Origin of the sequence: Ramlibacter sp. Leaf400 (assembly GCF_001424545.1) — a bacterium.
GTDB lineage: Bacteria > Pseudomonadota > Gammaproteobacteria > Burkholderiales > Burkholderiaceae_C > Ramlibacter.
Genome location: NZ_LMQL01000012.1, coordinates 368,518 through 393,065, shown reverse-complemented (window position 1 = coordinate 393,065; position 24,548 = coordinate 368,518). Strand labels below are relative to the sequence as shown.

The window sequence follows — 24,548 nt, the reverse complement described above, 5'->3', positions numbered from 1 at the left end:
AACGAGACGCCAGCAGCTGGGCAAGCCAAGGACTGCGAACTTTTGGCCCGTCAATCCTGCGCGATCCGGCTCGGTCTTGAGCACTAGTGCACATCTGGACACCTCCCTGGCGTCTTGCGGTTTGTTGCACCAACGAACGTGTCGATGCAGCGCGTTGCAAGTGTGAGGAGATGTGGGTGAGCCGTTGGTTCTCGTTTACAAGTTGACTTACTTGTTACCTTGCAGAGCTACGGAAAATATGCTATGTGCGCCAGCTAACCGAGCGATGGCCAGGCAAGAAAAAGCGGCCGCGCCGATGCTCGACGCGGCCGCTCCTGGCCCTCCTGCGGTTGAGCAGGCCCTCGGACAGCCCCCGCAGGCAGCGCGACCGTCAGGCCACGCGGATGCGTCCGGTCGCCCGCGTGCGCGGATCGACCGAGATCAGGCACTCGAGGATCTGGTTGGGCGACACGCGAGCCGGCGCCATGGTCCAGCGGTCGAGCGCGTCGTTCCCCACCCGGACCATGCCGGTGTGCCGCGTGATGTCCGCATCGAGCTGCGGGTCCGGATCGGAGAAGCCGAGCCCGCGCCGCAGCTGCTCCACGTCGGCCTTGCGGCCGGTGAGGAAGGTCCAGTTGGCGCCCTGCTGCTCCCGGTAGGCCCGCAGGTCGGCCGGGCTGTCGAACTCCGGCAGCAGCGTGATCGAGTACATGAAGATGTCCTGGCCGGCGCGCGACCCGAGGGCCTCGTGCACGCGTCGCAGGTTCTGCGTCATCGGCGGGCACTGCTCGCTGCACTGCGCATACATCATGTTGACGAACACCACGCGCCCGCGCACCAGGTCCGAGTAGAAGCGGACCTTGCGGCCGTCGTGCGTGACGAGGGGGACATCCGGTATCGAGCCGGCCGAAGGGGCGCGGGCGACCGGCGCCGCGGAACCGCCGCCTCGCAGCAGGGCCGCGCCGGAGGCCGCCAGGCCGGCCACGCCGCCCAGCGCCAGCCAGCGCCGCGCGGCCTGCCGCCGTTGGGGATCGCGGGGAGCATCCATCCCGCTGCGCTCAAGATTCGATGTCATAGCGGATCATCATTGAGTGGTCTTCGTGGATGGTGTTGTGGCAATGCATGATGTAGCGGCCCGGGAAGTCCCGGAACCGCATGAACACCTGCACGCTTTCGTTGGGGCCCAGGTAGTACGTGTCCTTGCGGCCCTTCTCCCAGGGCAGCGGATCGCGCCCGTTGCGCCGCAGGATGCGGCCCTGCTCGAAGTGGATGTGGACCGGGTGCGCCCAGCCGCCGCTGTCGTTCACCAGGTTCCAGATCTCCGCCGTGCCCAGCTTCGGCTTGGCCACCGCCTTGTTCTCGAACAACTTGTCGTTGACCGACCAGGCGCCGTTGGAGCGGCCGAACACGAAGGTGCGGGTCTGCTTCACCTCGGTGTGGATGATCGGCGGCTGCGCGCGCAGCAAGGTGGGCACGCGGCTGTAGTCCGGCCCTTTCAGCGGCTTGTCGACGATGAACTTGAGCAGTTGCACGGGCTGGTCCAGGTAGCCGTACGGCTTGCGGCCGTCCAGGTGGTACAGCCGGTTCGTCAGGAACAGCTCCGAGCCCACGGGGAACTTGGAGAAGTCGATCACGATGTCGGCCCGCTCGGCGGGCGCCACCTGCACGTTGGGCCGGGTGAGCGGGTTCTGGAACAGGCAGCCGTCGGCCGCGATCTGCGTGAGGTTGTGCACCTGGCCCTGCGCGGTCCGCAACTGCAGGTCGAAGACCCGCGCAGTCGACGCGCACAGCACGCGGAAGCGGTACTTGCGAGGCTCGACGTGGAAGTACGGCTGGATCTTGCCGTTGACGATGAACTTGTCCCCGATGAAGCCGTCGGTGTCGAACTGGTTGAAGCGCAGGTAGCCGCCGCTGTCGAACTGCTTGTCGGCGAACATCAGCGGCACGTCGTACTCGCCGCTGGGCAGGCGCAGCGCGTTCGGATTGGTGTCGTGTTCGTTGCCCGAGTCGATCTCGTCGAAGGCCAGGAAGAATCCCGCCATGCCGCGGTACACGTTGGGCGCGGTGAAGTCGACGCGGTGGTCGTGGTACCACATGGTGCCCAGGGCCTCCCGCGGGTCGCCGATGCCGCCGTACTGGTCCACGCCGGCGTACACCATCGGGTAGTGGTGGTCCTTGTACTCGCCCGCCCGCGTGAGCGTGGGGCCGTAGCCGGAGGCGCTGAACCAGTCGGTCGGAAAACCGTCGCTCTCGGAAGGCGTGTGCAGGTTGTGCAGGTGCACCGAGATGTCGGGCGAGCCGTACCCCTGCAGCGTGCTGGCCAGCTGGTTGCGAAAGCGCACCACCAGCGGCCGCCCGTAGCGCGCGTGGATCAGCGGCCCGGGAAACGTGCCGCCGTAACCCCAGATTTCCGCGGGGGGCAGCTGCGGATGGAAGCTGTGCTGGCCCACCTTGACGTCGATCTGGTAGAAGTCCTGCGGGACGAAGCGCGCCCACCCCTGGTGGTCGGCGCGCCCGCATTCGAACTCGCCGCTGTAGCCATACGACAGCGGGGCGAGCAGGGGCTGGGAGCTGAGCGGTGTCTGGACCGGGAGCGGCTCGGCCCACAGGCTGGTGGGCGGGCTGCCGGCCACCACGGTCTGCGAAGGCGCGAGACTCGGGGCGCAGATGGCCGCCGCGGCCGCGCCGCCTGCCCGGAAGAACGAGCGCCGTCCCGTATTGCCCGGTGCCGGCTCCGGTCGCTTCGGAACTGCAGGCTGCGTATCGAAATTCATGGCGGCTACCTCCTGCTGTGGAAGCCGCATTGAGAAGCTCGGCCGTACTCTGCCTATTTACAAAATGTATCTAACGCGTCATTTTGCAAATTTAGTAACACGATTTGCATGGCACTGCGACGGTGCACACTGAGCTCTCTCGCTGCCGCTCCCACCTGACCAGCACCTGACGTGACGAATTGCTGGGAATTGCGACCATATGCATCTAAAACAGATGCTGACCCGGTAGAGCTTGACTTTGCGGGTTCGTGATGGCAGGGCTTCGCCAAACCGCCCTGGGCCAAGGCGTTCCGCCACGCTCGGTACCATTGGAAACATGAAGCGCAGACACCTTCTCCTCTCCGGCGCCGCAGCCGCCGCCTTCCCCGCCCTCGCCCAGCAGCGCCCCATCCGCCTCATCGTGCCGTACGCGCCGGGCGGCCCGATCGACGTCACGGCCCGCGTGCTGGCCGAACGCGTGAAGGACACGCTGGGCACGGTGATCATCGAGAACCGCCCCGGCGGCGGCGGCAACATCGGCGCCGATGCGGTGGCCAAGGCGGCCCCGGACGGCACCACCATCGGCATCTCCGCGGTGGCCACGCATGCCATCAACCCCTGGCTTTTCAGCAGGATGCCGTACGACGCGGCCAAGGACTTCGCGCCGATCACACAGATGGTCCGCGTGCCCAACGTGCTGGTGGTCAACGCCGACACCGCCGCGCGCCTGAAGATCAACACGCTGGCCGACCTGATCGCGTACGCCAAGGCCAACCCCGCCAAGCTCAACTACGGCAGCGGCGGCAACGGCAGCGCGGGCCACCTGGCCGGCGAGATGTTCAAGCGGGATGCCGGGATCTTCGCGGTCCACATCCCCTACAACGGCGGCAACCCCGCGCAGCTGGCGCTGCTCTCGGGGCAGGTCGACTTCAACTTCGACAACCTGGCGACCGCCGCGCCCAACATCCGCTCGGGCAAGCTCAAGGCGCTGGCGGTCACGACGCTGAAGCGCTCGCCCAGCCTCCCCGAAGTGCCGCCGGTGGCCGACACGCTCAAGGGCTTCGCGATCGACACCTGGTGGGGCCTGGTGGCGCCGGCCGGCACGCCGCGGGAAACCGTCGTCCGCCTCAACCAGGCTTTCGTGGCGGCGTTGCAATCGCCCGAGGCCAGGACCCGCTTCGCTGGCCTGATGGCCGAGCCGGTGACCAGCACGCCGGAGGAGTTCGGCGCGTTCATGCGGGCCGAGCTGGCCAAGTACGAGAAGGTTGTCAAGGCCTCCGGCGCGAAAGTGGACTGAGCGCTCACTAGCACATTTTGCCGGCGACAAAACGTAAATCCGCCGTCGCTGTCGGCACCTCGGATTTGTGAGTCGCAGCCTTTCGGCTCCTTGCGACCCCGCTCCTTTTTTGGGAGCGCGGGACGTTACCTCCTACCCCATCCGTAGGACAGGTCCCACACCCGCTGAGCTACATCCGGCCTAGATTGTTCCAACGGGAAACAGCCTGAGGAGGCTTGCGATGAAGGCAATCAGTGTGATCCGTCGTTCGTCAGCGATCTCTATGGTGGGGCTCGCCTTGCTGCTCGGCAGTGCGCACGCGCAGCTGGTTCACCGGGGCGGCGACCCCTGGCAGCTCGCGCCTTCCACGTCCTCTGCGGGCCAGGGCCTGCAAGCCTCGCGCGTGCAATACCCGATCGGATGCGGGGCTTCGCTGCTGCGCTGCGAGCCGGGCCAGGCCGCCGCGATGGTGATGAGCGGCGCGCCACCGCTGTGGAACCTGGAACTGTCGCAACTCAACCTGGGACCTGCCGACCGCCTGGCCATCGGGCCCGCGCGCCAGGGCCTGAACGTGAGCCTGGTCGGACGCCGGCCGCTCTTCGGCAGTGCCTTCTCGGTCTACGGCAAGCTGGGGGCGACCTACGGGTATGCCGACCTGGCCAGCTCGCCGGTGCCGGCGGCGCCATCGGCTTTCGACCAGGGCTATGGCCTGTCGTTCGGGGCGGGACTGAGCATGGAGGTCACGCCGAGGTTGTCCGCCACCCTGGGCTGGGACAACCACGACCTGCGCCTGGGCGGCGTGCGCGACGGCTTCCGCTCGACCAGCCTGGGCCTGCAGTACCGCTACTGAGCGCCGCTCACTCGCCCAGGTAGGCGGCTCGCACCTTCGGGTCGCTGAGCATCTGGCGGGCGTCGCCGGACATGGTGATCACACCGGACTCCATGACGTAGGCGCGGTCGGCGATCTGCAGGGCGCGGCTGGCGTTCTGCTCCACCAGCACGATGGTGACGCCCTGGGCGTACACCTCGCGAACCACCTCGAAGATCTTGTCCACCATGATGGGCGACAGGCCCATCGAGGGCTCGTCCATCAGCAGCACCTTGGGCCGGCTCATGAGCCCGCGGCCCATCGCCAGCATCTGCTGCTCGCCGCCGGACATGGTGCCGGCCAGCTGGTCGCGGCGCTCCTTCAGGCGCGGGAAGATGGTGAACACCTTCTCCATGTCGCGCGCGACTTCGGCCCGGTCGTTGCGGATGTGGGCGCCCATCAGCAGGTTCTCGGTGATGGTCATGCGCGTGAACACGCCGCGCCCCTCCGGCACCATGGCCAGGCCCTGCTTGACCAGGTCCCAGGCGCCGCGGCCGCGGATGCTGCGGCCCAGGTACTCGATGTCGCCGCCGGCCAGCGGCTGCAGGCCGGTGATGGCCTTCATGGTGGTGGTCTTGCCGGCGCCGTTGGAGCCGATCAGCGTGACCAGCTCGCCCTCTCGCACCTCGAAATCCACGCCCTTGACGGCCTGGATGCCGCCGTACGCGACCTTCAGGCCGCTGACCTTGAGCAGCACTTGCGTCATCAGTGGCCTCCCGTCCCGAGGTAGGCCTCGATGACTTTTTCGTTCTTCTGCACGTCCGCCGGCGTGCCTTCCGCGATCTGCTTGCCGTAGTCGAGCACGGTGACGCGGTCGCACAGGCCCATGACCAGCTTCACGTCGTGCTCGATCAGCAGGATGGTGCGGTTGTCCTTGCGGATGCGGTCGATCAGCTCGCGCAGTTGCACCTTCTCGGTGGCGTTCATGCCCGCTGCGGGCTCGTCCAGCGCGATCAGTTGCGGGTCGGTGGCGAGCGCCCGGGCGATCTCCAGCCGGCGCTGGTCGCCGTACGACAGCGTGCGCGCCTTGTAGTCGGAGTACTTGCCGATGCCCACGTAGTCGAGCAGCTCCTGCGCCCGCTTGGCGATGGCCGTCTCCTCGGCGACGAACTTGCGGGTGCGGAAGATCGCGCCCATCAGGCCCGAGCCCGTGCGGATGTGGCGGCCCACCATCACGTTCTCCAGCGCCGTCATCTCGGAGAACAGGCGGATGTTCTGGAAGGTGCGCGCGATGCCGGCCTTGGCGACCTCGTGCACCGCGTTGGGCTTGTAGGGCTTGCCGGCCAGCTCGAAGCTGCCGCTGTCGGGCGTGTACAGCCCGGTGATCACGTTGAAGAAGGTGGTCTTGCCGGCGCCGTTGGGGCCGATGAGGCCGTAGACCTGGCCCTTCAGGATGGTCATGCCCACGTCGGACAGGGCCTGCAGCCCGCCGAAGCGCTTGGAGATGCCCGCGACGCGCAGAACGGTCTCTGTCATTCTCGTCCTTCCCTCAGCGGCCGCTCTTGCCGTCCTGCAGCGCCTTGCCGTGTTCCGGCGAAGGCCACAGGCCGCGGGGGCGCAACAGCATCACGATGATCATGGCCAGCGCGATCAGCAGCTGGCGCAGGATGGCGGGGTCGAGCCGGCCGCCGGTGACCGACTGCAGGTCGAACGCGCCGGACACCCAGCGCAGCACCTCGGGCAGCGCCGACAGCAGCACGGCCCCCAGGATCACGCCCGGCAGGTGGCCGATGCCGCCCAGCACCACCATGGCGACGATCATCACCGACTCCATCAGGCTGAACGACTCGGGCGACACGAAGCCCTGGAAGGCCGAGAACATCACGCCGGAGACGCCGCCGAAGGTGGCGCCCATGCCGAACGCGAGCAGCTTCATGTTGCGGGTGTTGATGCCCATCGCCTTGGCGGCGATCTCGTCCTCTCGGATGGCCATCCAGGCGCGGCCGATGCGCGAGAGCTCCAGCCGGTGGCAGATGATCACGCTGGCCACGACCAGCGCCAGGAACAGGTAGTAGTACAGCGTGACGCTGCTGATGCGGTACTCGCCGATGTCCAGGAAGCGGCCCAGGTTGATGCCCGGGACCCCGAAGGCGTCGAACTTGAACAGGGTGATGGAATCGATCTGCCCCAGCCCCTTGGGCCCGTTGGTCAGGTTGACCGGATGGTCCAGGTTGTTCAGGAACACGCGGATGATCTCGCCGAAGCCGAGCGTGACGATGGCGAGGTAGTCGCCGCGCAGCTTCAGCGTCGGCGCGCCGAGCAGGATGCCCAGCACGCCGGCCAGCGCCGCCCCCATCGGGATCACCAGCCACACCGAGGTGTGCAGCCCGTCCGGGAACATCGCCGCGAACCAGGGGAACGTGGACGACAGGTGCGGCGAGGCCATCAGGCCGTACATGTAGGCGCCGATGGCGAAGAACGCCACGAAGCCCAGGTCCAGCAGGCCCGCGTAGCCCACCACGATGTTCAGGCCGAGCGACAGCAGCACGTAGAGCAGCGCCGTGTCGGCGATGCGCACCCAGAAGTTGCCCGCGCTCTGCAGCAGCAGCGGCAGCACCAGCAGCGCGATGCCCGAAGCGACCCAGATCGCCAGCTTCTTTTGCTTTTCCATGGCGGCTCCCGTATCAGGCGCGATCGGCCACGCGTTCGCCCAGCAGGCCGGAGGGCCTCAGGGTCAGCACCGCGATGAGCACGATGAACGCGAAGATGTCGGCGTAGTGGCTGCCCAGCACGCCGCCGGTGAGCACGCCGATGTAGCCCGAGCCGATGGCCTCGATCAGCCCGAGCAGCAGGCCGCCCACCACCGCCCCGGCCAGGTTGCCGATGCCGCCGAACACGGCGGCGGTGAAGGCCTTGAGCCCGGGCAGGAAGCCCATGGTGTGCTGCACCGTGCCGTAGTTGGAGGCGTACATCACGCCCGCGATGGTGGCCAGGACGGCGCCGATGATGAAGGTGGCCGAGATCACCATGTCGGGCTTGACGCCCATGAGGGCGGCCACGCGCGGGTTCTCCGCCGTGGCCCGCATCGCGCGGCCCAGCCGCGTGTAGTTGACGACGTAGGTGAGCACCGCCAGCGAGAGGGCCGTCAGCCCCAGGATCATGATCTGGGTGGCGGTGATCACCGCGCCGCCGATGGCGATGGGCGCCGCCGGCAGCAGCGTGGGATAGGGCTTGTAGTTCGGCTTGAAGATGATCATCGCCAGCGTCTGCAGCAGGATCGACATGCCGATGGCGGTGATCAGGGGCGCGAGCTTGGGGCTGTTTCGCAAGGGCCGGTAGGCGACCTTCTCGATGGCGAAGTTCAGGGCCGCGGCGACGATGCAGGCGATCAGCATCGACAACAGCAGCACCAGCCAGCCGGGCAGGCCGGGCATCGCGTCCTGCATGCCCACGATGATCGCCCAGCTGGTGAGCGCACCCACCATGAGCACCTCGCCGTGCGCGAAATTGATCAGGTTGATGATGCCGTAGACCATGGTGTAGCCCAAGGCCACCAAGGCGTACATGCTGCCGAGGACCAGACCGTTGATGATCTGCTGCAGCAGGGTATCCATTGTGATTCCTCCGTTGTCATGGCCCGACGTCTTGCGCCGGTCGGCCCGTTGGGTCCGGGCTTCCAGGTGGCGGCTCGCGCCTTGTGGGTGCACACGCCATCTAGCAAAAAACCCGCCAAGTCCTTCAGCGGGTTCACGGCGCGTGATTGTAGTCAGCAGCGGTAGCGCCTCGCGCCACGCGGCATGCAGTGTTTACCCTCGTTGTCCAGTGGCGCCGGTGTGGGAACGCACCGAGGCACCGATGCGCTGGATCAGGAGGACTCGTCGTTCAGCCTGCGCAGCTCGCGCAGCTTCTCCGCGATGCGGATCTCCAGGCCGCGGTCCACCGGACGGTAGAAACCGGGCGGCGCCATGCCGTCGGGCAGGTAGGTCTCTCCCGCAGCGAAGCCGCCCGCCTCGTCGTGCGCGTAGCGGTAGCCCTTGCCGTACGCGAGGTCCTTCATCAGCTGCGTGGGCGCATTGCGCAGGTGCATGGGCACCGGCCGGGTGCCGTCCTTGCGCACGAAGGCCCTGGCCTCGTTGAACGCGTTGTAGACGGCGTTCGACTTGGGCGCCATCGCGAGGTAGACCACGCACTCGGCCAGCGCCAGCTCGCCTTCGGGCGAGCCGAGCCGCTCGTACACTTCCGCCGAATCCAGCGCGAGGCGCAGCGCGCGCGGGTCGGCCAGGCCGACGTCCTCGGCCGCCATGCGGATCATGCGGCGCGCCATGTACCTCGGATCGGCGCCGCCATCGAGCATGCGAATCAGCCAGTAGAGCGCGGCATCGGGGTCCGAGCCGCGCACCGACTTGTGCAACGCGCTGATGGTGTCGTAGAACTGCTCGCCGCCCTTGTCGTAGCGGCGCATGCGCTCGCCCAGCACCTTGAGCAGCCAGGCGTCGGTGATCTCGCCCAGCTGCTCCTGGGTCGCGGCGACCGCCAGCGTCTCCAGCGTGTTGAGCAATCGGCGTGCGTCGCCGTCGGCATAGGCCACCAGCCGCGACAGCGCCGCCGGCTCCAGCGGCGGCACGGCACCCAGGGCCTGCGCCTTGCCCACGATCTGCTGCAGGTCGGCCTCGGTCAGCGGCTGCAGCACGTAGACCGCGGCCCGCGACAGCAGCGCAGAGTTCACCTCGAAAGATGGGTTCTCGGTGGTGGCGCCGATGAAGGTGAACAGGCCCGATTCGACGTGCGGCAGGAAAGCGTCCTGCTGGCTCTTGTTGAAGCGGTGCACCTCGTCGACGAACACGATGGTGCGCTGCTGCTGCAGGCCATCGCGGGCCCGCTGCGCCGCTTCGACGGCGTCGCGGATGTCCTTCACGCCGCCCAGCACCGCGCTGATGCTGATGAACTGCGCATCGAAAGCGTCGGCCATGAGCCGCGCGATCGTGGTCTTGCCCGTGCCGGGAGGGCCCCAGAGGATGCAGCTGTGCGGCTGGCCGGATTCGAAGGCGATGCGAAGCGGCATGCCCTCCCCCAGCAGGTGCTGCTGGCCGACCACTTCGCCCAGCGACTTGGGGCGCAGGCGTTCGGCGAGGGGGGCGTGGGGCACGGAACCTTTGGGCACGACCCGAGTTTATGTGCGTCATCCCCGCGAAGGCGGGGATCCAGGAGGCGCGACGCGGGGAAAGCCCTGGGTCCCCGCCTCCGCGGGGACCACGCCTTATTGCCGCACGACGTCCGCGCCCTGCGGCGGCTTGAAGGCGAATGCACCGGCCGCGACCGGCGCATTGAGCTGCAGCTGGTTGAACGTCATCACCGACCTCTGGCCGAAGCTGTCCAGGATCTCCAGCACCGCCAGCTCATTGCCGCGAAAGCCGATGCGCACGTGGTTGAGCTGGCCTTCGCGCGCCTTGGGCGTGGCCTGCACCCATTGCAGGCCGTCGCGATCGGCCGCCGCCTCCAGGCTGAAGTCGCGGCGCAGCGAATCTAGGTCCGGCGCCGCCGCGATCAAGGCCGCGGGCGTGCTGCCCAGCACCTGGTCCTGCCGGCGCGCGGTGACCTGGTTCAGGTCGACGTCGTGCAGCCAGAGCGTCTGGCCGTCGGCTACGATGGTCTGCTGGAAGGGCTTGCGGTACTCGAACCGGAAGCGGCTGGGCCGGCTGAATTCGAAGGTGCCGGACGACGTCTTGCTGCGGGCCGTCTGGCCTTCGCGGGCCGGCGCGGTCACCACCTGGGTGAAGTCGGCGCGGCCGCTTTTGGCCGTCTTGACGAAGTTCTCGAGGGCTTCGAGCCCGCCGGCGTGGGCGGTGAACGCGGCCAGGCCGAGGACGAGTGCAGAGATCGCTTGCTTCATTCGTGTTGGGTCGGCCGGCGGCCGCGAAGTTCGCAACCAGCCGTTACTCGGCGCGATTGGGCGCCAGGATCTCGCGCTGGCCCTGGCCATTCATGGCGCTCACGAGACCCGCCTTCTCCATGTCCTCCACGAGGCGTGCGGCGCGGTTGTAGCCGATCTTCAGGTGGCGCTGCACCAGGGAGATGCTGGCCTTGCGGTTCTTCAGCACCACCTCCACGGCCTGGTCGTACATCGGGTCCTTCTCGCCGCCACCCTCGCCCAGGAGGTCGCCCAGGCCGCCTTCGTCGTCCACCGTGCCGCCTTCGAGCACGCCCTCGATGTAGTTGGGCTCGCCGCCCTGCTCCTTCAGGTAGGCCACCACGCGGTGGACCTCCTCGTCGCTGACGAAGGCGCCGTGCACGCGCACCGGCAGGCCGGTGCCGCTGGCCATGTAGAGCATGTCGCCCATCCCGAGGAGGGCCTCGGCGCCCATCTGGTCGAGGATGGTGCGGCTGTCGATCTTGCTGGAGACCTGGAAGGCAATGCGGGTCGGGATGTTGGCCTTGATCAGGCCGGTGATCACGTCCACGCTGGGACGCTGGGTGGCCAGGATCAGGTGGATGCCGGCCGCGCGCGCCTTCTGCGCCAGGCGGGCGATCAGCTCCTCGATCTTCTTGCCCACCACCATCATCAGGTCGGCCAGTTCGTCGATCACCACCACGATGTGCGGCAGACGCTCCAGCGGCTCGGGGCTGTCGGGCGTGAGGCTGAACGGGTTGTAGATGAACTCGCCCCGGGCCTTGGCATCGTCGATCTTGACGTTGTAGCCCGCCAGGTTGCGCACGCCCATCTTGCTCATGAGCTTGTAGCGGCGCTCCATCTCGCCCACGCACCAGTTCAGGCCATGGGCGGCCTGGCGCATGTCGGTCACCACCGGCGCCAGCAGGTGCGGGATGCCCTCGTAGACCGACATCTCCAGCATCTTGGGGTCGATCATCAGCAGGCGCACGTCGCGCGCCTCGGCCTTGTACAGCAGCGACAGGATCATCGCGTTGATGCCCACCGACTTGCCCGAGCCGGTGGTGCCGGCCACCAGCACGTGCGGCATCTTGCCCAGGTCGGCCACGACCGGGTTGCCGACGATGTCCTTGCCCAGGCCCATGGTGAGCATGGACTTGGCCTCGTTGTAGACATGCGAGCCCAGGATCTCCGACAGCTTGATCGACTGCCGCTTGGCGTTGGGCAGCTCCAGCGCCATGTAGTTCTTGCCGGGGATGGTCTCGATCACGCGGATCGACACCAGCGACAGCGAGCGAGCCAGGTCCTTGGCCAGGTTGACAATCTGCGAGCCCTTCACGCCGGTGGCCGGCTCGATCTCGTAGCGCGTGATCACCGGGCCGGGCTGCGCCAGCACCACCCGCACCTCGACGCCGAAGTCCTTGAGCTTCTTCTCGATCAGGCGCGAGGTCATCTCCAGCGTGTCGCTGGACACCGTCTCCTGGCGCGCCTGGGCGCCATCCAGCAGGTCCACCTGCGGGAGCTTGCTGTCCGGAAGTTCCCTGAAGAGCGGCTTCTGGCGCTCCTTGGCCACGCGGTCGCTCTTGGGCACGTCCACCAGCACCGGCTCGATCAGCACCGGCGTGGGATGGTGCTCCTCGATCTCGACGCGCTCGACCTGCACCGTCTCCTCGCGTTCGCGCGCGGCCTGCTGCCCGAAGGCCAGGTCCTGCGCGATCTCGCGCTTCTCGCGCCGCGAGGCGATGAAGCCCTCGATGCGTGCGCCCACACGTTCGGCCACGTGCGCCCAGGAAAAGCGGAACACCAGCGCCGCGCCCGCCACCACCAGCGCCACGAACACCAGCCCCGAACCGGTGAAACCCAGCCACTTCTCGCCGGCCGGGCCGATCAGGAAGCCCAGCGCGCCGCCGGCGTGGTCCGGCAAACGCATCTCGAGCCGGTACAGGCGCGACCACTCCAGGCCCGTGCTAGCGCACAGGAGCACCGCCAGCCCCACCCAGAAGGCGATGCGGCTGCGCGAGAAGCCCCTTTCGGTGGCGACCGTGCCGCGCATCCAGCGCGCCAGCGTCGACAGCCAGGCGCGCACACCGGCGGCGAAGCACCACCACACCGAGAACCCGAGGAGGAAATAACTGCCGTCGGCCAGCCAGGCGCCGAGACGGCCGCCCCAGTTGGCCACCGCCGCGCCGGTGCCCGACGTCGAGAAGGCCGGGTCCTGCGCCGAGTAGCTGACCAGCGCGAGCAGCCAGTACAGCAGCGCCGCGCCGCCGATCACCAGCGCGGTTTCATGCAGGAGGCGGGGTGCGGGCCGGGCGCCGGCCGCGGAGGAACCGGGATGGGCCAGGGTGTTGAGCGAGTACGTCATCCGGCGCGAAGCTTACCCTTCCGCCCCGGACGCATGCACCCCCGGCGTTTCGCTCGCGCAACGGCGGCGCGGCGACGGTCAGCCCAGGGTGCTCAGGCGTTCCTTGACCAGCATGGAGCCGTCTTCGCGCGTCTCGATGAAGCCCCGGTCCTCCAGGTCCTTCATGACGCGGCTGACCATCTCCCGCGAGGCGCCGACCATCTTGGCGATGTCCTGGCGCGAGATGCGCTCGCGGATGATGCTGTTGCCGTCGCGGTCGGGCACCGCGAACTCCAGCAGCGAGCGGGCCACGCGGCCGTACACGTCCATCAGCGCCAGCGACTCGATCTTGCGGTCGGCCTGGCGCAGGCGCTGCACCAGCCCCTTCATGATGGCGTAGGCCATCGAGCTGTTCTCGGGGAGGCAGCGCGCGAACTCCGCGCGGCCCAGCGCCAGCATGTCGGTCTGGACCTCGGCGCGCACGGTGGCCGAGTGGGCCTCGTTGTCGATCAGGCTCATCTCGCCGATGTAGTCGCCGGGATTGAGCGTGGCCAGGATGACCTCGCGGCCGCGCTTGTCGGAGGTGACGACCCGCACCCGGCCGGTGAGGATGATGAACAGGGTGTTGGACTTTTCGCCCTGCTCCACCACGGTCTCGCCGCGCTTGAAGCGGCGCTTGACGACGGCGTCGGCGACGGACTCGGCTTGGTTGGATGTGAGCAATGCGAACAACGGCACCCGGCGGATCAGCTCCAGGTTGGACAGCATCGACATCCAGTTCCCTCCAGCGCGTTCGCGATCGTTCGGTTCTTACAATCAGCGGGATTGAGATTGCCCAAGGACCGCGGCGCGAGTGGCGCTTGATACTTGCGGCGTTCGACCCGAAATGTACACCGACCTGTGGCTTTTCCCACACAGGCCTCCCAAGCAATGAACACCCGACACGCCAAAGTCCTGATCCTCGGCTCCGGCCCCGCCGGCTACACCGCTGCCGTCTACGCCGCGCGAGCCAACCTCAACCCGCTCCTGATCACCGGCATCGCGCAGGGCGGCCAGCTCATGACCACCACCGACGTGGACAACTGGCCGGCCGACGTCAATGGCGTGCAGGGCCCCGACCTGATGCAGCGATTCCTGGAGCACGCCGAGCGCTTCAAGACCGAGATCGTTTTCGACCACATCAACAAGGTCGACTTCAGCAAGCGGCCCTTCACGCTCACCGGTGACAGCGGCCAGTACACCTGCGACGCGCTCATCATCGCCACCGGCGCCTCGGCCAAGTACCTGGGCCTGCCCTCGGAGGAGCACTTCATGGGCAAGGGCGTGAGCGCCTGCGCCACCTGCGACGGCTTCTTCTACCGCGAGCAGGTCACCTGCGTGGTCGGTGGCGGCAACACCGCCATCGAGGAGGCGCTGTACCTCTCGAACATCGCGAGCAAGGTGTACCTGATCCACCGCCGCGACAAGTTCCGTGCCGAACCCATCCTGGTCGACAAGGTCATGGAGAAGGTCAAGACCGGCAAGATCGAGCTGAAGTTGTTCAAGACCGTCGACGAGGTGCTGGGCGACAACAGCGGCGTCACCGGCGTGAAGCTGAAGGACGCGCGCACCGGCGAGACCGAGGTCCTCAAGACCCAGGGCTTCTTCGTGGCCATTGGCCACCAGCCCAACACCGACATCTTCCAGGGGCAGCTGGAGATGAAGGACGGCTACATCCTCACCCGCTCGGGCCTCAGCGGCCTGGCCACCATGACCAGCGTGCCGGGCGTCTTCGCCGCCGGCGACGTGCAGGACCACGTGTACCGCCAGGCCATCACCAGCGCCGGCACGGGCTGCATGGCCGCGCTGGATGCCCAGCGGTTCCTGGAGCAGGACCAGTAACCCAACCGGGACATGCCTGCGCGGGGCTCACGCGGCTTTCACCGCGTCGGCTATAATCGCGGGCTTTGCTGTCGGCGGCCTGGGAAGGCTGCCGTCCAGCGGATGGGTTACCGCCACCCTTTCTGGCGAGGTAAGGCAGTTGCGAGGCTCAAGCGTCCTTCGGGCGCGGCAGCCGCTAGTGACCGCCGTTGACTGCGAATGGAGTGCTCATGGCACGCGTCTGCGAAGTGACGGGCAAGGGCCCGATGGTGGGGAACAACGTTTCCCACGCCAACAACAAGACCAAGCGCCGGTTCCTTCCGAACCTGCAATACCGCCGTTTCTGGGTCGAGACCGAGAACCGCTGGGTGCGCCTGCGCGTTTCCAACGCCGCGGTTCGCCTGATCGACAAGAACGGTATCGACGCCGTGCTCGCAGACATGCGTGCCCGCGGCCAGGCCTAATCAAGGAGCACCACCATGGCTAGCAAAGGCGGACGCGAGAAGATCAAGCTGGAGTCCACGGCGGGCACCGGCCACTTCTACACCACGAGCAAGAACAAGAAGACGATGCCCGAGAAGATGTCGATCATGAAGTTCGACCCGAAGGCTCGCAAGCACGTCGAGTACAAGGAAACGAAGCTGAAGTGACGAGCGCGTAGCGCGCGTCACTTCATCCCCGCGAAGGCGGGGATCCAGGAGCCCCGCCTTCGCGGGGCTTTTCTTTTTGCGCGGCCCAAAAAGAAAGGCGCCGCAGCGCGGCGCCTTTTCGTGTGGGTGAAAGCTGGTCAGGCGTGCGCCGACCGCAGCTTCAGCGAGAACTGCCGCAGCGCGTCGATGCCGCTCTCCTCGGCCCGGCGGCACCAGGCCTGCAGGTCGACGGCCAGCTGCTCGCGCGAGTGCGAAGTGTTGAGCCACATCTGGCGCAGCTCCTCGCGCATGGTGACCATCTGGTCCAGCACCGGGTGGGCGGCGCGGGCCTGGGCCAGCTGCAGGCGGGCGGAGGCCGGCACGCGGTCGTCGTCGCGGTGCAGCCACCGGCGGGCGGCCTTCAGGGGCGACAGGTCGGCCCGCTTGGCCTTGAGCACGGCGATCTCGTCCTGGCACACGCGGCGCATCTCGCGCGCGTAGCCGGCCATCACCTCGTAGCGGTGGGCGATCACGGCTTCCAGCGTCTTCTCGTCGGCCACCGGCTTGATGGCGCCCAGGCGCAGCTTGGGCGGCACCTTCTTGACCTTGGCCCAGCCCAGGCCCTCGAGCGCGCGGATGTAGACCCAGCCGATGTCGAACTCGTACTTCTTGACCGAGAACTTGGCCGAGGTCGGGTAGGTGTGGTGGTTGTTGTGCAGCTCTTCGCCGCCGATGATCAGGCCCCAGGGCGAGACGTTGGTGCTGGCGTCCGGCGCCTCGAAGTTGCGGTAGCCCCAGTAGTGGCCGATGCCGTTGATGATGCCGGCGGCCGTGATCGGGATCCACAGCATCTGCACGGCCCATACGGACAGGCCGACGGCGCCGAAGAGGGCCAGGTTCAGCAGCAGCATCAGGCCGACGCCCTGCCAGCTGTAGCGGGTGTACAGGTTGCGCTCGATCCAGTCGTCCGGGGTGCCGTGGCCGAACTTGGCCATGGTGTCCAGGTTCTTGGCTTCGGCCCGGTACAGCTCGGCGCCGCGCCACAGCACGGTCTCGATGCCGCGCGTCTGCGGGCTGTGCGGGTCGTCCACGGTCTCGCACTTGGCGTGGTGCTTGCGGTGGATGGCCACCCACTCCTTGGTGACCATGCCGGTGCCCAGCCACAGCCAGAAGCGGAAGAAGTGCGAGGGGACGGGCCCCAGGTCCATGGCGCGGTGCGCCTGGGTGCGGTGCAGGAAGATGGTGACCGACGCGATCGTGATGTGCGTGGTGACCAGCGTGTACAGGACGATCTGCCACCAGCTCAGGTCCCACAGGCCATGGGCCAGCCAGTCGATGGCCGCATTCAGCACGGCCCAGTCGGGAAGCAACATAAGGTTCGGGGTACTTTCTCTCGAACGGGCACGGCGAAGCTGCCGTGAACCCATCCGACCCATTCTAGGGCCGAGGGTTCACTCTGTTGCAGTATTTCGCACTATCGGGCGCTTAGCTTGAGCGGCGTCAACTTTTCGCCCAGCAGGCGGCGAAGAAGCCGTCCGTTCGGTGCCGATGCGGCCACAGCCGCAGATACAAATCCCCTGCTGAGCCACCGCTTGTCAGTCCCGTGGGCGCGATCTTCAATTGCTCGAGGAGACCGGCCACCGGCAGCGGCTTGAACTCCGGGTGGTCCGCCGTGAAAGCTTCGGCAATGAGTTCGTTCTCCTGCGGCAGCAGGCTGCAGGTCGCATAGACCAGCCGGCCGCCCGGCTTGAGCAGCCGCGCCGCGCTGCGCAGGATGGCCGCCTGCTTGGCGACCATCTCCTGCACGGCCTCGGGGCTCTGGCGCCACTTCAGGTCCGGGTTGCGGCGCAGCGTGCCCAGCCCCGAGCAGGGCGCGTCGACGATCACCCGGTCGATCTTGCCCGCCAGCCGCTTGATGCGGTCGTCGCGCTCGTGCGCGATCGCGGCCGGGTGCACGTTGCTGAGCTTGCTGCGCGCCAGCCGCGGCTTGAGCGCGTCCAGCCGGTGGGCCGAAACGTCGAAGGCGTACAGCCGGCCGGTGTTGCGCATGGCCGCGCCCAGCGCCAGGGTCTTGCCGCCGGCCCCCGCGCAGAAGTCCACCACCATCTCGCCGCGCCGTGCCTCCAGCAGCAGAGCCAGCAGTTGCGAGCCCTCGTCCTGCACCTCGATCGCGCCGCGCGCGAAGGCGTCCAGCCGCGTCAGCGCCGGCTTGTCGGCCAGGCGCAGGCCCCAGGGCGAGTACGGCGTCGGCTGGGCGGCGATGCCCGCCAGGCCGAGCTCATGCCGCACGTCCTCGCGCTTGTCGGTCAGCATGTTCACCCGCAGGTCCAGCGGGGCCGGCTGCTGCAGGCTTTCCGCCAGCGCCCAGAACTCCCCGCCCAGTTGCGGCTTCAGGGCCTGGGCCAGCCAGTCGGGCAGGTTGTGCCGATGGCGCTCCAGCAGGTCGGACGGATCGATCTGGTCGCACTGGTCGAGCCAGCGCTTTTCCTGCTCGTCCAGTGCGCCCTTGAGGAAGTCACGTGGCCCCTGGAAGCCCAGGATCGCCAGGCGGCGCGGCTTGGAGCCGCTGCCGGAAGGCGCCAGGTGGTCGAACAGCAGCTTGCGGCGCAGCACCGCATAGACCGTCTCGGCCAGCGTCGCGCGCTCGCGCGGGCCCAGCGAGCGGTGCTCGCGGAAGTAGCGCGACACCACGGCGTCGGCCGGGTGGTCGAACCTCAGCACCTGCTCCAGCAGGTCGGCGCAGGCGTCGAGCAAAGCCTTGGGGTGCATGGCGTCAGGCTCCGGTGCGGCGCAAAAAGGCTTCGATCGCCCGCGGGTAGAGCTGGTGCTCCTGGGTCAGCACGCGGGCGGCCAGGGTCTGCTCGGTGTCCTCCGGCAGGACCGGCACCACGGCCTGGTCGAGGATGGGCCCATGGTCGAGCTCGGCGGTGACCTGGTGGACCGTCGCGCCCGCGAACCGGCAGCCCTCCTCCAGCGCCCGGCGGTGGGTGTGCAGGCCCGGGAAGGCCGGCAGCAGCGAAGGATGGATGTTGAGCAGCCGCCCCGCGTAGCGCGACACGAAGCCGGGCGTGAGGATGCGCATGAAGCCGGCCAGCACCACCAGGGCCGGCTGGTGGCGGTCGATCACGGCGGCCAGCTCGGCGTCGAAGGCCTCGCGCGACTCGAAGCGCTTGTGGTCCACCACCTCGGTGGCGATGCCGTTCTGCCGGGCGAAATCCAGCCCGCCGGCGTCGGCCCGGTTGCTGACCACCGCGGCAACCTGCGCGGCGCAGCGGCCGCGCCAGTCGCGCGCTTGGGCCGCGCGGACGATGGCCGCCATGTTGGAGCCGCCGCCGGAGATAAGGATCACGATGTTCTTCATGGGAGGGCGGGATTATCCCGGCAGGCGCAGGCGAGCCGGCGGCCAGCCCATCCGCACGACTTGTCGCGACTCGGACAGGCCGGCCGCGGGCGCTTGCTGGAAAATCAGCGGTTGCGATTCACGCCGGAGACACACATGGATTTGGCCTTCACGCCCGAAGAACAGAAGTTCCGGGAAGACATCCGCGCCTGGGTACGCGAGAGCCTGCCCCAGGACATCTCGAACAAGGTGCACAACAGCCTGCACCTGACGCGCGACGACATGCAGCGCTGGGCGAAGATCCTGGGCAAGAAGGGCTGGCTGGGCTACGGCTGGCCCAAGGAGTTCGGCGGCCCGGGCTGGAACGCGGTGCAGAAGCACCTGTTCGAGGAGGAGCTGGCGCTGGCCGGCGCGCCGCGCCTCGTGCCCTTCGGCCCGGTGATGGTGGCGCCGGTGATCATGGCCTTCGGCAACGCCGAGCAGCAAAAGCGCTTCCTGCCCGGCATCGCCAGCGGCGAGGTGTGGTGGAGCCAGGGCTACAGCGAGCCGGGCTCCGGCTCCGACCTCGCCTCGCTCAAGACCCGCGCCGAGCGCAAGGGCGACAAATACATCCTCAACGGCCAGAAGACCTGGACCACGCTGGCCCAGTACGGCGACTGGATGTTCAACCTCGTTCGCACCAGCACCGAGGGCAAGCCCCAGACCGGCATCTCCTTCCTGCTGGTGGACATGAAGTCGCCCGGCGTGAGCGTGCGGCCGATCATCATGCTGGACGGCGGTCACGAGGTGAACGAGGTGTTCTTCGACAACGTCGAAGTGCCGGCCGAGAACCTGATCGGCGAGGAGAACAAGGGCTGGACCTACGCCAAGCACCTGCTCTCGCACGAGCGCACCAACATCGCCGACGTCAACCGCGCCAAGCGCGAGCTCGAGCGCCTCAAGCGCATCGCCAAGTCCGAAGGCGTTTGGGACGACCTGCGTTTCCGCGACGAGATCGCCCGGCTCGAAGTGGAAGTGGTGGCGCTGGAGATGCTGGTGCTGCGCGTGCTGTCGGCCGAGAAGTCCGGCAAGAACTCGCTGGACATCGCGGGCCTGCTGAAGATCCGCGGCAGCGAGATCCAGCAGCGCTACAGCGAGCTGATGATGCTGGCCGGCGGCCCCTACAGCGTGCCCTTCATCAAGGAAGCGATGGAAGCGGGCTGGCAGGGCGACTTCCCCGGCGGCGCGCACGGCCTGGCGCCGCTGGCGGCCACCTACCTGAACCTGCGCAAAACCACCATCTACGGCGGCAGCAACGAAGTGCAGCGCAACATCGTCGCCCAAACCGTTCTCGGCTGAGGAGGCCACCATGGATTTCGATTTCTCCGACGAGCAGGAACAGCTGCGCGACGCGGTGCGCAAGTGGGTGGACCGCAGCTACGACTTCGAGAGGCGCCGTGGGGCGGTGCGCGCCGGCGGCTTCGACCGCAAGACCTACGGCGAGCTGGCCGAACTGGGCCTGGCCGGCCTCTACATCCCCGAGGACCACGGCGGCATGGGCATGGGCCCGGTCGAGGGCATGGTGGTGATGGAGGAACTGGGCCGCGGCATGGTGCTGGAGCCGCTTTCGCAGGCGCTGGTCTCGGGCGCCGTGATTGCCGGCTACGCACCCGAGGCCGTGAAGGGCGAGTGGCTGCCGAAGATCGCCTCGGGTGAAGCACTGGTGGTGCTGGCCCACCAGGAGCGCAAGGCCCGCTGGCGCCTGGACCGCTGCGAGGCGCAGGGCAAGCAGCAGGGCGACGGCTGGACCGTCAGCGGCACCAAGAGCCTCGTGCCCGCGGGCGACCAGGCCGATGCCTTCCTGGTGCCCGCGACCTCCGGCGGCAAGATCGTGCTGCTGCTCGTGGCTCGCTCCGCTTCCGGCGTGCAGGCCAACGGCTACACCACGCTGGACGGCAGCCGCGCCGCCGAAGTGACGTTCACCAACGCTCCCGCCACGCTGGTCGCCCAGGACGGCCTCGTGGCGCTGGAACACGCCGTCGACGTGGGCATCGCCTGCACCTGCGCCGAGGGCGTGGGCGCCATCGACAAGACCATGGCGCTGACGGCCGACTACATGAACACGCGCAAGCAGTTCGGCGTGACCCTCGCGACCTTCCAGGCGCTGCGCCACCGCTTCGCCGACATGAAGATGCAGCAGGAGCTGGCGCGCTCCATGAGCTACTACGCCAGCCTCAAGCTCAACGCGCCGGCCGACGAACGCCGCCGCGCCATGGCCCGGGCCAAGTACCAGCTGGGCGTGGCCATGCGCTTCGTCGGCCAGAACTCGGTGCAGCTGCACGGCGGCATCGGCGTGACCGACGAATACGTGGGCAGCCACTACTTCAAGAAGCTCACGCAGCTGGAGCTGAGCTACGGCGACACCCTGCACCACCTGGGCGAGGTGTCGGCGCGCATGCAGGACACGGCCGGCGTGTTTGCCTGACGCTGCACGCCTCCCCCTGCGGCCCGCGGACACCCCGCGGGCCTTTTCATTGCAAGAACGACAAGGAGACAAGAAACCATGACGACCCGCCGCCACCTGCTGTCCACCGGACTGGCCACCGCCCTGCTGCTGGGCGCCTGCGCCTTTCCGCCCGGCTCCCCCACCTCGGCGCTCCCGCCCATCGTGTTCGTGCACGGCAACGGCGACAACGCCTCGGTCTGGCAGCCGACGCTGTGGCGCTTCGAGTCCAACGGCTGGCCGCGCGAGCGCCTGCACGCCATCGACCTGCCCTACCCGCTGGCCCGTGACGACGACGGCCGCGCGCAGCCGGGCCGCACCTCGACCGCGGAGCACATGGCCTACCTCAAGGGCGAGGTCGAGAAGGTGTTGCAGGCCACCGGCGCGAAGCAGGTGGTGCTGGTGGGCAACTCGCGCGGCGGCTATGCGATCCGCAACTACGTGCACAACGGCGGCGGGACCGGCGTGGTGAGCCACGCCATCCTGGGCGGCACGCCCAACCACGGTGTCTGGGCGCTGCGCGAGTTCTCGCCCAACAGCGAGTTCAACGGCACCGGCCCCTTCCTCACCGCGCTGAACGCGCCCCGGAACGCGGCCGGCGACGAGGTCGCCGGGCCGGCGAAGTGGATGACGATCCGCTCGGAGAACAACGACAAGTTCGCCCAGCCGGACGGCCTGTGGATCGGCCGCCGCGGCCAGCCCACCAACGTCGGCTTCGCCGGGCCCGAGCTGAAGGGCGCGACCAACGTGGTGATCCCGCGCATCGACCACCGCGAGACCTCGTTCGCGCCGGCGGCCTTCGCCGCCACCTACCAGTTCATCACCGGCCGCGCGCCGGCCGTTCAGGAGATCGCCCCCGAGGCGCGCGCGGTGCTGTCGGGCAAGGTGAGCGGGCTGGGCCTGTCCTCGGTCGACCCGGCGTCCGGCAACTTCGCCAACAACCTGCCGCTGCCTGGCGCCCGGCTGGAGGTGTACGCGGTGGACGAGGCCAGCGGCGAGCGGCGCGGCCCGGCGGTGCACACCCAGGCGATCGGCGCCGACGGCCGCTGGGGGCCGTTCACCGCGGATCCGAAGGCGCGCTACGAGTTCGTGCTCGCCGCGCCGGGCTATGCCACCACGCACACCTACCGCAGCCCCTTCCCGCGCTCCAGCAGCCTGGTGAACCTGCGGCCCGAGCGGGTGCCGGAGGCCGATCGCAGCGCGCCGGCCCTGGCCATCCTGAACCGGCCGCGCGGCTACCTCGACCCCAACCGCGATCGCATGGCGTTCGACGGCCAGAGCCCGCCGCCGGGCGCGGCCCCCGGCGCCGGCGTGTCCAGCTCACGCATCCGGCCGGCAGGCGCGCCGCGCGCGGTGGTGGCGGAGTTCAACGGGGAGAAGGTGGTGGGGCGGACCTGGCCGCTGGCGGAGAACCATGTGTCGGTTCTCGAGCTGACGTACTGACTAAACGGGTCGGCGCGGGGCCGACGGCCCCGGCTCAGGAATGCAGCCGCGACGACTTCGGCAGGTGCGCCATCAGGAACTCCATCTGGTCCGCCAGGATGCGGCGGTTGCGCAGGATGAAGTCCTCCCACAGGCTGGGCACGTAGGGCGCGTACAGCAGGGGCATGTGGGCCTGCTCGGGCGTGCGGCTGCTCTTGCGGTGGTTGCAGGCGCGGCAGGCGGTCACCACGTTCATCCAGTGGTCCTTGCCGTTCTGGGCGAAGGGGATGATGTGCTCGCGGGTCAGCTCTTCCTCGCGGTGGTGGCTGCCGCAGTAGGCGCAGACGTTGCGGTCGCGCGCGAAGAGCTTGCTGTTGGTCAGGCCCGGCTTGAGGTCGAACGGGTTGATGTTCGGCACGCCCTTGGTGCCGATGATGCTGTTGACGGTGATGACCGACTGCTCGCCGGTGAAGGCGTTGTGGCCGCCCCGGAACACGGCCACCTGCGCGCCCACCTCCCAGCGGACCTCGTCCGCCGCGTAGTGCAGCACGGCCTGTTCCAGCGAGATCCAGGACTGCGGAAGTCCCTGGGCGGACAGCTTCAAGACCTTCAAGACGAACGCTCCTTCCTCAACACAGCCGACTGGGGAACGCAACAGCTAGCACAATATACCCCGATTCGATGACTTTCTGCCGCGCGGCGCTCTCGGTGCGGGCGCCCGCTGCTATCAAAAAGATACCAATTCGCGATGCGGATCTTCCGAGGCTTCCACCATCCGGGCGTTGCGCCGGCCAGCGCGGTCACGATCGGCAACTTCGACGGCGTGCACCGCGGCCACCAGGCCATGCTGGCGCTGCTGAACAGCGAGGCGCGCCACCGCGGCGTGCCCAGCTGCGTGCTGACCTTCGAACCGCATCCGCGCGACTACTTCGCCCGGCTGGCCCGCAAGCCGGAGCTGGCGCCGGCGCGCATCGCCACGCTGCGCGACAAGCTCTCCGAACTGGCCAACTGCGGCGTCGCCCAGTGCGTGGTGCTCCCGTTCGACGCCCGCCTGTCCAGCCGGTCGCCGCAGGCCTTCATCGACGAAGTGCTGGTGGAAGGCCTGGGCGCGCGCTACGTGCTGGTGGGCGACGACTTCCGCTTCGGCGCCCGCCGGGCCGGCGACTACGCCATGCTGGACGCGGCCGGCCAGCGCCAGGGCTTCGACGTGGCCCGCATGAACAGCTACGAGGTGCACAACATCCGCGTGTCCAGTTCCGCGGTGCGCGAGGCGCTGGCCCGCGGCGACATGGACGGCACGGCCGCCCTGCTGGGCCGGCCCTACAGCATCAGCGGCCACGTGGTGCACGGCCGCAAGCTCGGCCGCGAGCTGGGCTTCCCCACGGTGAACCTGCGCTTCTCGCACTGGAAACCGGCCGCCGGCGGCATCTTCGCGGTGCAGGTCGACGGCCTGGCCGACCATCCGCTGCCCGGCGTGGCCAACCTGGGCATCCGGCCCTCGCTGGACCCCACCGACGCCAACGGCGGCCGCGTGCTGCTGGAGACGCACTGCCTGGAATGGCCCGCCCACCTGCGCCAGGAGGGGGGCTACGGTAAAATCATCCGCGTGGACCTGCTGCACAAACTGCACGACGAACTGAAATACGACAGCCTGGATGCGCTCCGGGCCGGCATCGCGCGCGACTGCGACGAAGCCCGCGCGTACTTCGCGTCCACCCGCCGCCAGACCACCCGCGACCGAATTTAACGCCGCACCCCGGTGCTGCGC

Annotated in this window: 23 protein-coding genes; 9 read left to right on the top strand and 14 right to left on the bottom strand. The window is 68.3% G+C overall.

Translation table 11 applies throughout. The features are described from left to right. Positions 1-370 precede the first annotated feature (370 nt). Positions 371-1,054, bottom strand: a complete 684-nt coding sequence (locus ASG30_RS17685) for an SCO family protein (protein ID WP_200947321.1) — start codon at positions 1,052-1,054, stop codon at positions 371-373. Next, the gene (locus tag ASG30_RS17680) at positions 1,038-2,753 is read right to left on the bottom strand and encodes a multicopper oxidase family protein (RefSeq protein WP_082522171.1); all 1,716 of its coding nucleotides are present in this window, start codon (positions 2,751-2,753) and stop codon (positions 1,038-1,040) included. Before ASG30_RS17680 ends, ASG30_RS17685 begins: the two co-directional genes overlap by 17 nt. Positions 2,754-3,069: 316 nt before the next feature. On the opposite strand from ASG30_RS17680, the gene ASG30_RS17675 reads away from it, so the two are divergent. Both ASG30_RS17675 and ASG30_RS17670 read left to right on the top strand, forming a co-directional pair. Further along, positions 3,070-4,029 carry a Bug family tripartite tricarboxylate transporter substrate binding protein gene (locus ASG30_RS17675; protein WP_055899721.1) on the top strand — a complete coding sequence of 320 codons (960 nt, stop codon included), beginning with the start codon at positions 3,070-3,072 and terminating at the stop codon, positions 4,027-4,029. A 220-nt stretch (positions 4,030-4,249) separates the two neighbouring features. Continuing rightward, positions 4,250-4,858 (top strand): hypothetical protein, encoded by a 609-nt coding sequence (locus ASG30_RS17670; protein WP_156385597.1) that lies wholly within the window; start codon positions 4,250-4,252, stop codon positions 4,856-4,858. Positions 4,859-4,865: 7 nt separating this feature from the next. Here ASG30_RS17670 and ASG30_RS17665 read toward each other — a convergent pair whose 3' ends face one another. From ASG30_RS17665 to ASG30_RS17630, 8 genes are all read right to left on the bottom strand, one after another. Next, positions 4,866-5,582 carry an ABC transporter ATP-binding protein gene (locus ASG30_RS17665; protein ID WP_055899717.1) on the bottom strand — a complete coding sequence of 239 codons (717 nt, stop codon included), beginning with the start codon at positions 5,580-5,582 and terminating at the stop codon, positions 4,866-4,868. Beyond that, complete coding sequence (locus tag ASG30_RS17660; protein ID WP_055899715.1) at positions 5,582-6,352, bottom strand: ABC transporter ATP-binding protein; 771 nt, start codon at positions 6,350-6,352, stop codon at positions 5,582-5,584. Before ASG30_RS17660 ends, ASG30_RS17665 begins: the two co-directional genes overlap by 1 nt. A 13-nt stretch (positions 6,353-6,365) precedes the next feature. After that, entirely contained in the window at positions 6,366-7,487 is a 1,122-nt protein-coding gene (locus ASG30_RS17655; protein WP_055899713.1) for a branched-chain amino acid ABC transporter permease, read from the bottom strand. Positions 7,488-7,500: 13 nt separating this feature from the next. Then, positions 7,501-8,430, bottom strand: coding sequence for a branched-chain amino acid ABC transporter permease (locus ASG30_RS17650; protein ID WP_055899711.1), 930 nt, complete (start codon positions 8,428-8,430; stop codon positions 7,501-7,503). A 251-nt stretch (positions 8,431-8,681) separates the two neighbouring features. After that, positions 8,682-9,962 (bottom strand): replication-associated recombination protein A, encoded by a 1,281-nt coding sequence (locus tag ASG30_RS17645; protein WP_055900190.1) that lies wholly within the window; start codon positions 9,960-9,962, stop codon positions 8,682-8,684. A gap of 111 nt (positions 9,963-10,073) precedes the next feature. Continuing rightward, positions 10,074-10,706: an outer membrane lipoprotein chaperone LolA gene (gene lolA / locus ASG30_RS17640; RefSeq protein WP_055899709.1), complete on the bottom strand. Its 633-nt coding sequence runs from the start codon at positions 10,704-10,706 to the stop codon at positions 10,074-10,076. 43 nt (positions 10,707-10,749) lie between these two features. Next, on the bottom strand, positions 10,750-13,068 hold the full coding sequence (locus tag ASG30_RS17635; protein ID WP_055899707.1) for a DNA translocase FtsK: 2,319 nt from the start codon (positions 13,066-13,068) through the stop codon (positions 10,750-10,752). A 78-nt stretch (positions 13,069-13,146) separates the two neighbouring features. After that, on the bottom strand, positions 13,147-13,821 hold the full coding sequence (locus ASG30_RS17630) for a Crp/Fnr family transcriptional regulator (protein ID WP_055899704.1): 675 nt from the start codon (positions 13,819-13,821) through the stop codon (positions 13,147-13,149). A 156-nt stretch (positions 13,822-13,977) separates the two neighbouring features. Between ASG30_RS17630 and trxB the strand changes: the two genes are divergently transcribed. The 3 genes from trxB to rpmG all read left to right on the top strand — a co-directional run bounded on the left by trxB (position 13,978) and on the right by rpmG (position 15,557). Next, complete coding sequence (gene trxB, locus ASG30_RS17625) at positions 13,978-14,928, top strand: thioredoxin-disulfide reductase (protein ID WP_055899701.1); 951 nt, start codon at positions 13,978-13,980, stop codon at positions 14,926-14,928. 209 nt (positions 14,929-15,137) lie between these two features. Further along, on the top strand, positions 15,138-15,371 hold the full coding sequence (gene rpmB / locus ASG30_RS17620; protein ID WP_055899698.1) for a 50S ribosomal protein L28: 234 nt from the start codon (positions 15,138-15,140) through the stop codon (positions 15,369-15,371). Between the two features lie 15 nt (positions 15,372-15,386). Beyond that, the gene (rpmG, locus tag ASG30_RS17615; protein WP_055899695.1) at positions 15,387-15,557 is read left to right on the top strand and encodes a 50S ribosomal protein L33; all 171 of its coding nucleotides are present in this window, start codon (positions 15,387-15,389) and stop codon (positions 15,555-15,557) included. 137 nt (positions 15,558-15,694) lie between these two features. Here rpmG and ASG30_RS17610 read toward each other — a convergent pair whose 3' ends face one another. The 3 genes from ASG30_RS17610 to purN form a co-directional block, all read right to left on the bottom strand. Next, entirely contained in the window at positions 15,695-16,909 is a 1,215-nt protein-coding gene (locus ASG30_RS17610) for a DesA family fatty acid desaturase (RefSeq protein WP_055899692.1), read from the bottom strand. 127 nt (positions 16,910-17,036) lie between these two features. Further along, positions 17,037-18,305 carry an RsmB/NOP family class I SAM-dependent RNA methyltransferase gene (locus ASG30_RS17605; RefSeq protein ID WP_055899689.1) on the bottom strand — a complete coding sequence of 423 codons (1,269 nt, stop codon included), beginning with the start codon at positions 18,303-18,305 and terminating at the stop codon, positions 17,037-17,039. A gap of 4 nt (positions 18,306-18,309) precedes the next feature. Then, positions 18,310-18,897: a phosphoribosylglycinamide formyltransferase gene (gene purN, locus ASG30_RS17600; RefSeq protein ID WP_055899686.1), complete on the bottom strand. Its 588-nt coding sequence runs from the start codon at positions 18,895-18,897 to the stop codon at positions 18,310-18,312. 135 nt (positions 18,898-19,032) lie between these two features. Here purN and ASG30_RS17595 point away from each other — a divergent pair, with 135 nt between their 5' ends. From ASG30_RS17595 to ASG30_RS17585, 3 genes are all read left to right on the top strand, one after another. Further along, positions 19,033-20,214, top strand: coding sequence for an acyl-CoA dehydrogenase family protein (locus ASG30_RS17595; RefSeq protein ID WP_055899683.1), 1,182 nt, complete (start codon positions 19,033-19,035; stop codon positions 20,212-20,214). Positions 20,215-20,224: 10 nt separating this feature from the next. Further along, entirely contained in the window at positions 20,225-21,340 is a 1,116-nt protein-coding gene (locus ASG30_RS17590; protein WP_055899680.1) for an acyl-CoA dehydrogenase family protein, read from the top strand. 78 nt (positions 21,341-21,418) lie between these two features. Then, on the top strand, positions 21,419-22,801 hold the full coding sequence (locus ASG30_RS17585) for an alpha/beta fold hydrolase (protein ID WP_055899677.1): 1,383 nt from the start codon (positions 21,419-21,421) through the stop codon (positions 22,799-22,801). Positions 22,802-22,835: 34 nt separating this feature from the next. On the opposite strand, the gene ASG30_RS17580 is transcribed toward ASG30_RS17585, so the two are convergent. Further along, positions 22,836-23,393: an HNH endonuclease gene (locus ASG30_RS17580; protein WP_055899674.1), complete on the bottom strand. Its 558-nt coding sequence runs from the start codon at positions 23,391-23,393 to the stop codon at positions 22,836-22,838. A 135-nt stretch (positions 23,394-23,528) separates the two neighbouring features. Between ASG30_RS17580 and ASG30_RS17575 the strand changes: the two genes are divergently transcribed. Next, positions 23,529-24,527, top strand: a complete 999-nt coding sequence (locus ASG30_RS17575) for a bifunctional riboflavin kinase/FAD synthetase (protein ID WP_055899671.1) — start codon at positions 23,529-23,531, stop codon at positions 24,525-24,527. The last annotated feature ends 21 nt before the right edge of the window (positions 24,528-24,548 follow it).

Bases quoted from the DNA above. Each gene is read 5' to 3' on its own strand.
- ASG30_RS17605 (WP_055899689.1), bottom strand. From the start codon at position 18,305: ATGCACCCCAAGGCTTTGCTCGACGCCTGCGCCGACCTGCTGGAGCAG.
- ASG30_RS17670 (WP_156385597.1), top strand. From the start codon at position 4,250: ATGAAGGCAATCAGTGTGATCCGTCGTTCGTCAGCGATCTCTATGGTG.
- rpmG (WP_055899695.1), top strand. From the start codon at position 15,387: ATGGCTAGCAAAGGCGGACGCGAGAAGATCAAGCTGGAGTCCACGGCG.
- ASG30_RS17650 (WP_055899711.1), bottom strand. From the start codon at position 8,430: ATGGATACCCTGCTGCAGCAGATCATCAACGGTCTGGTCCTCGGCAGC.
- purN (WP_055899686.1), bottom strand. From the start codon at position 18,897: ATGAAGAACATCGTGATCCTTATCTCCGGCGGCGGCTCCAACATGGCG.
- ASG30_RS17655 (WP_055899713.1), bottom strand. From the start codon at position 7,487: ATGGAAAAGCAAAAGAAGCTGGCGATCTGGGTCGCTTCGGGCATCGCG.
- rpmB (WP_055899698.1), top strand. From the start codon at position 15,138: ATGGCACGCGTCTGCGAAGTGACGGGCAAGGGCCCGATGGTGGGGAAC.
- ASG30_RS17660 (WP_055899715.1), bottom strand. From the start codon at position 6,352: ATGACAGAGACCGTTCTGCGCGTCGCGGGCATCTCCAAGCGCTTCGGC.
- ASG30_RS17665 (WP_055899717.1), bottom strand. From the start codon at position 5,582: ATGACGCAAGTGCTGCTCAAGGTCAGCGGCCTGAAGGTCGCGTACGGC.
- ASG30_RS17680 (WP_082522171.1), bottom strand. From the start codon at position 2,753: ATGAATTTCGATACGCAGCCTGCAGTTCCGAAGCGACCGGAGCCGGCA.
- ASG30_RS17685 (WP_200947321.1), bottom strand. From the start codon at position 1,054: ATGACATCGAATCTTGAGCGCAGCGGGATGGATGCTCCCCGCGATCCC.
- ASG30_RS17575 (WP_055899671.1), top strand. From the start codon at position 23,529: ATGCGGATCTTCCGAGGCTTCCACCATCCGGGCGTTGCGCCGGCCAGC.
- ASG30_RS17595 (WP_055899683.1), top strand. From the start codon at position 19,033: ATGGATTTGGCCTTCACGCCCGAAGAACAGAAGTTCCGGGAAGACATC.
- lolA (WP_055899709.1), bottom strand. From the start codon at position 10,706: ATGAAGCAAGCGATCTCTGCACTCGTCCTCGGCCTGGCCGCGTTCACC.
- ASG30_RS17635 (WP_055899707.1), bottom strand. From the start codon at position 13,068: ATGACGTACTCGCTCAACACCCTGGCCCATCCCGGTTCCTCCGCGGCC.
- ASG30_RS17590 (WP_055899680.1), top strand. From the start codon at position 20,225: ATGGATTTCGATTTCTCCGACGAGCAGGAACAGCTGCGCGACGCGGTG.
- ASG30_RS17610 (WP_055899692.1), bottom strand. From the start codon at position 16,909: ATGTTGCTTCCCGACTGGGCCGTGCTGAATGCGGCCATCGACTGGCTG.
- ASG30_RS17585 (WP_055899677.1), top strand. From the start codon at position 21,419: ATGACGACCCGCCGCCACCTGCTGTCCACCGGACTGGCCACCGCCCTG.
- ASG30_RS17675 (WP_055899721.1), top strand. From the start codon at position 3,070: ATGAAGCGCAGACACCTTCTCCTCTCCGGCGCCGCAGCCGCCGCCTTC.
- ASG30_RS17630 (WP_055899704.1), bottom strand. From the start codon at position 13,821: ATGTCGATGCTGTCCAACCTGGAGCTGATCCGCCGGGTGCCGTTGTTC.
- trxB (WP_055899701.1), top strand. From the start codon at position 13,978: ATGAACACCCGACACGCCAAAGTCCTGATCCTCGGCTCCGGCCCCGCC.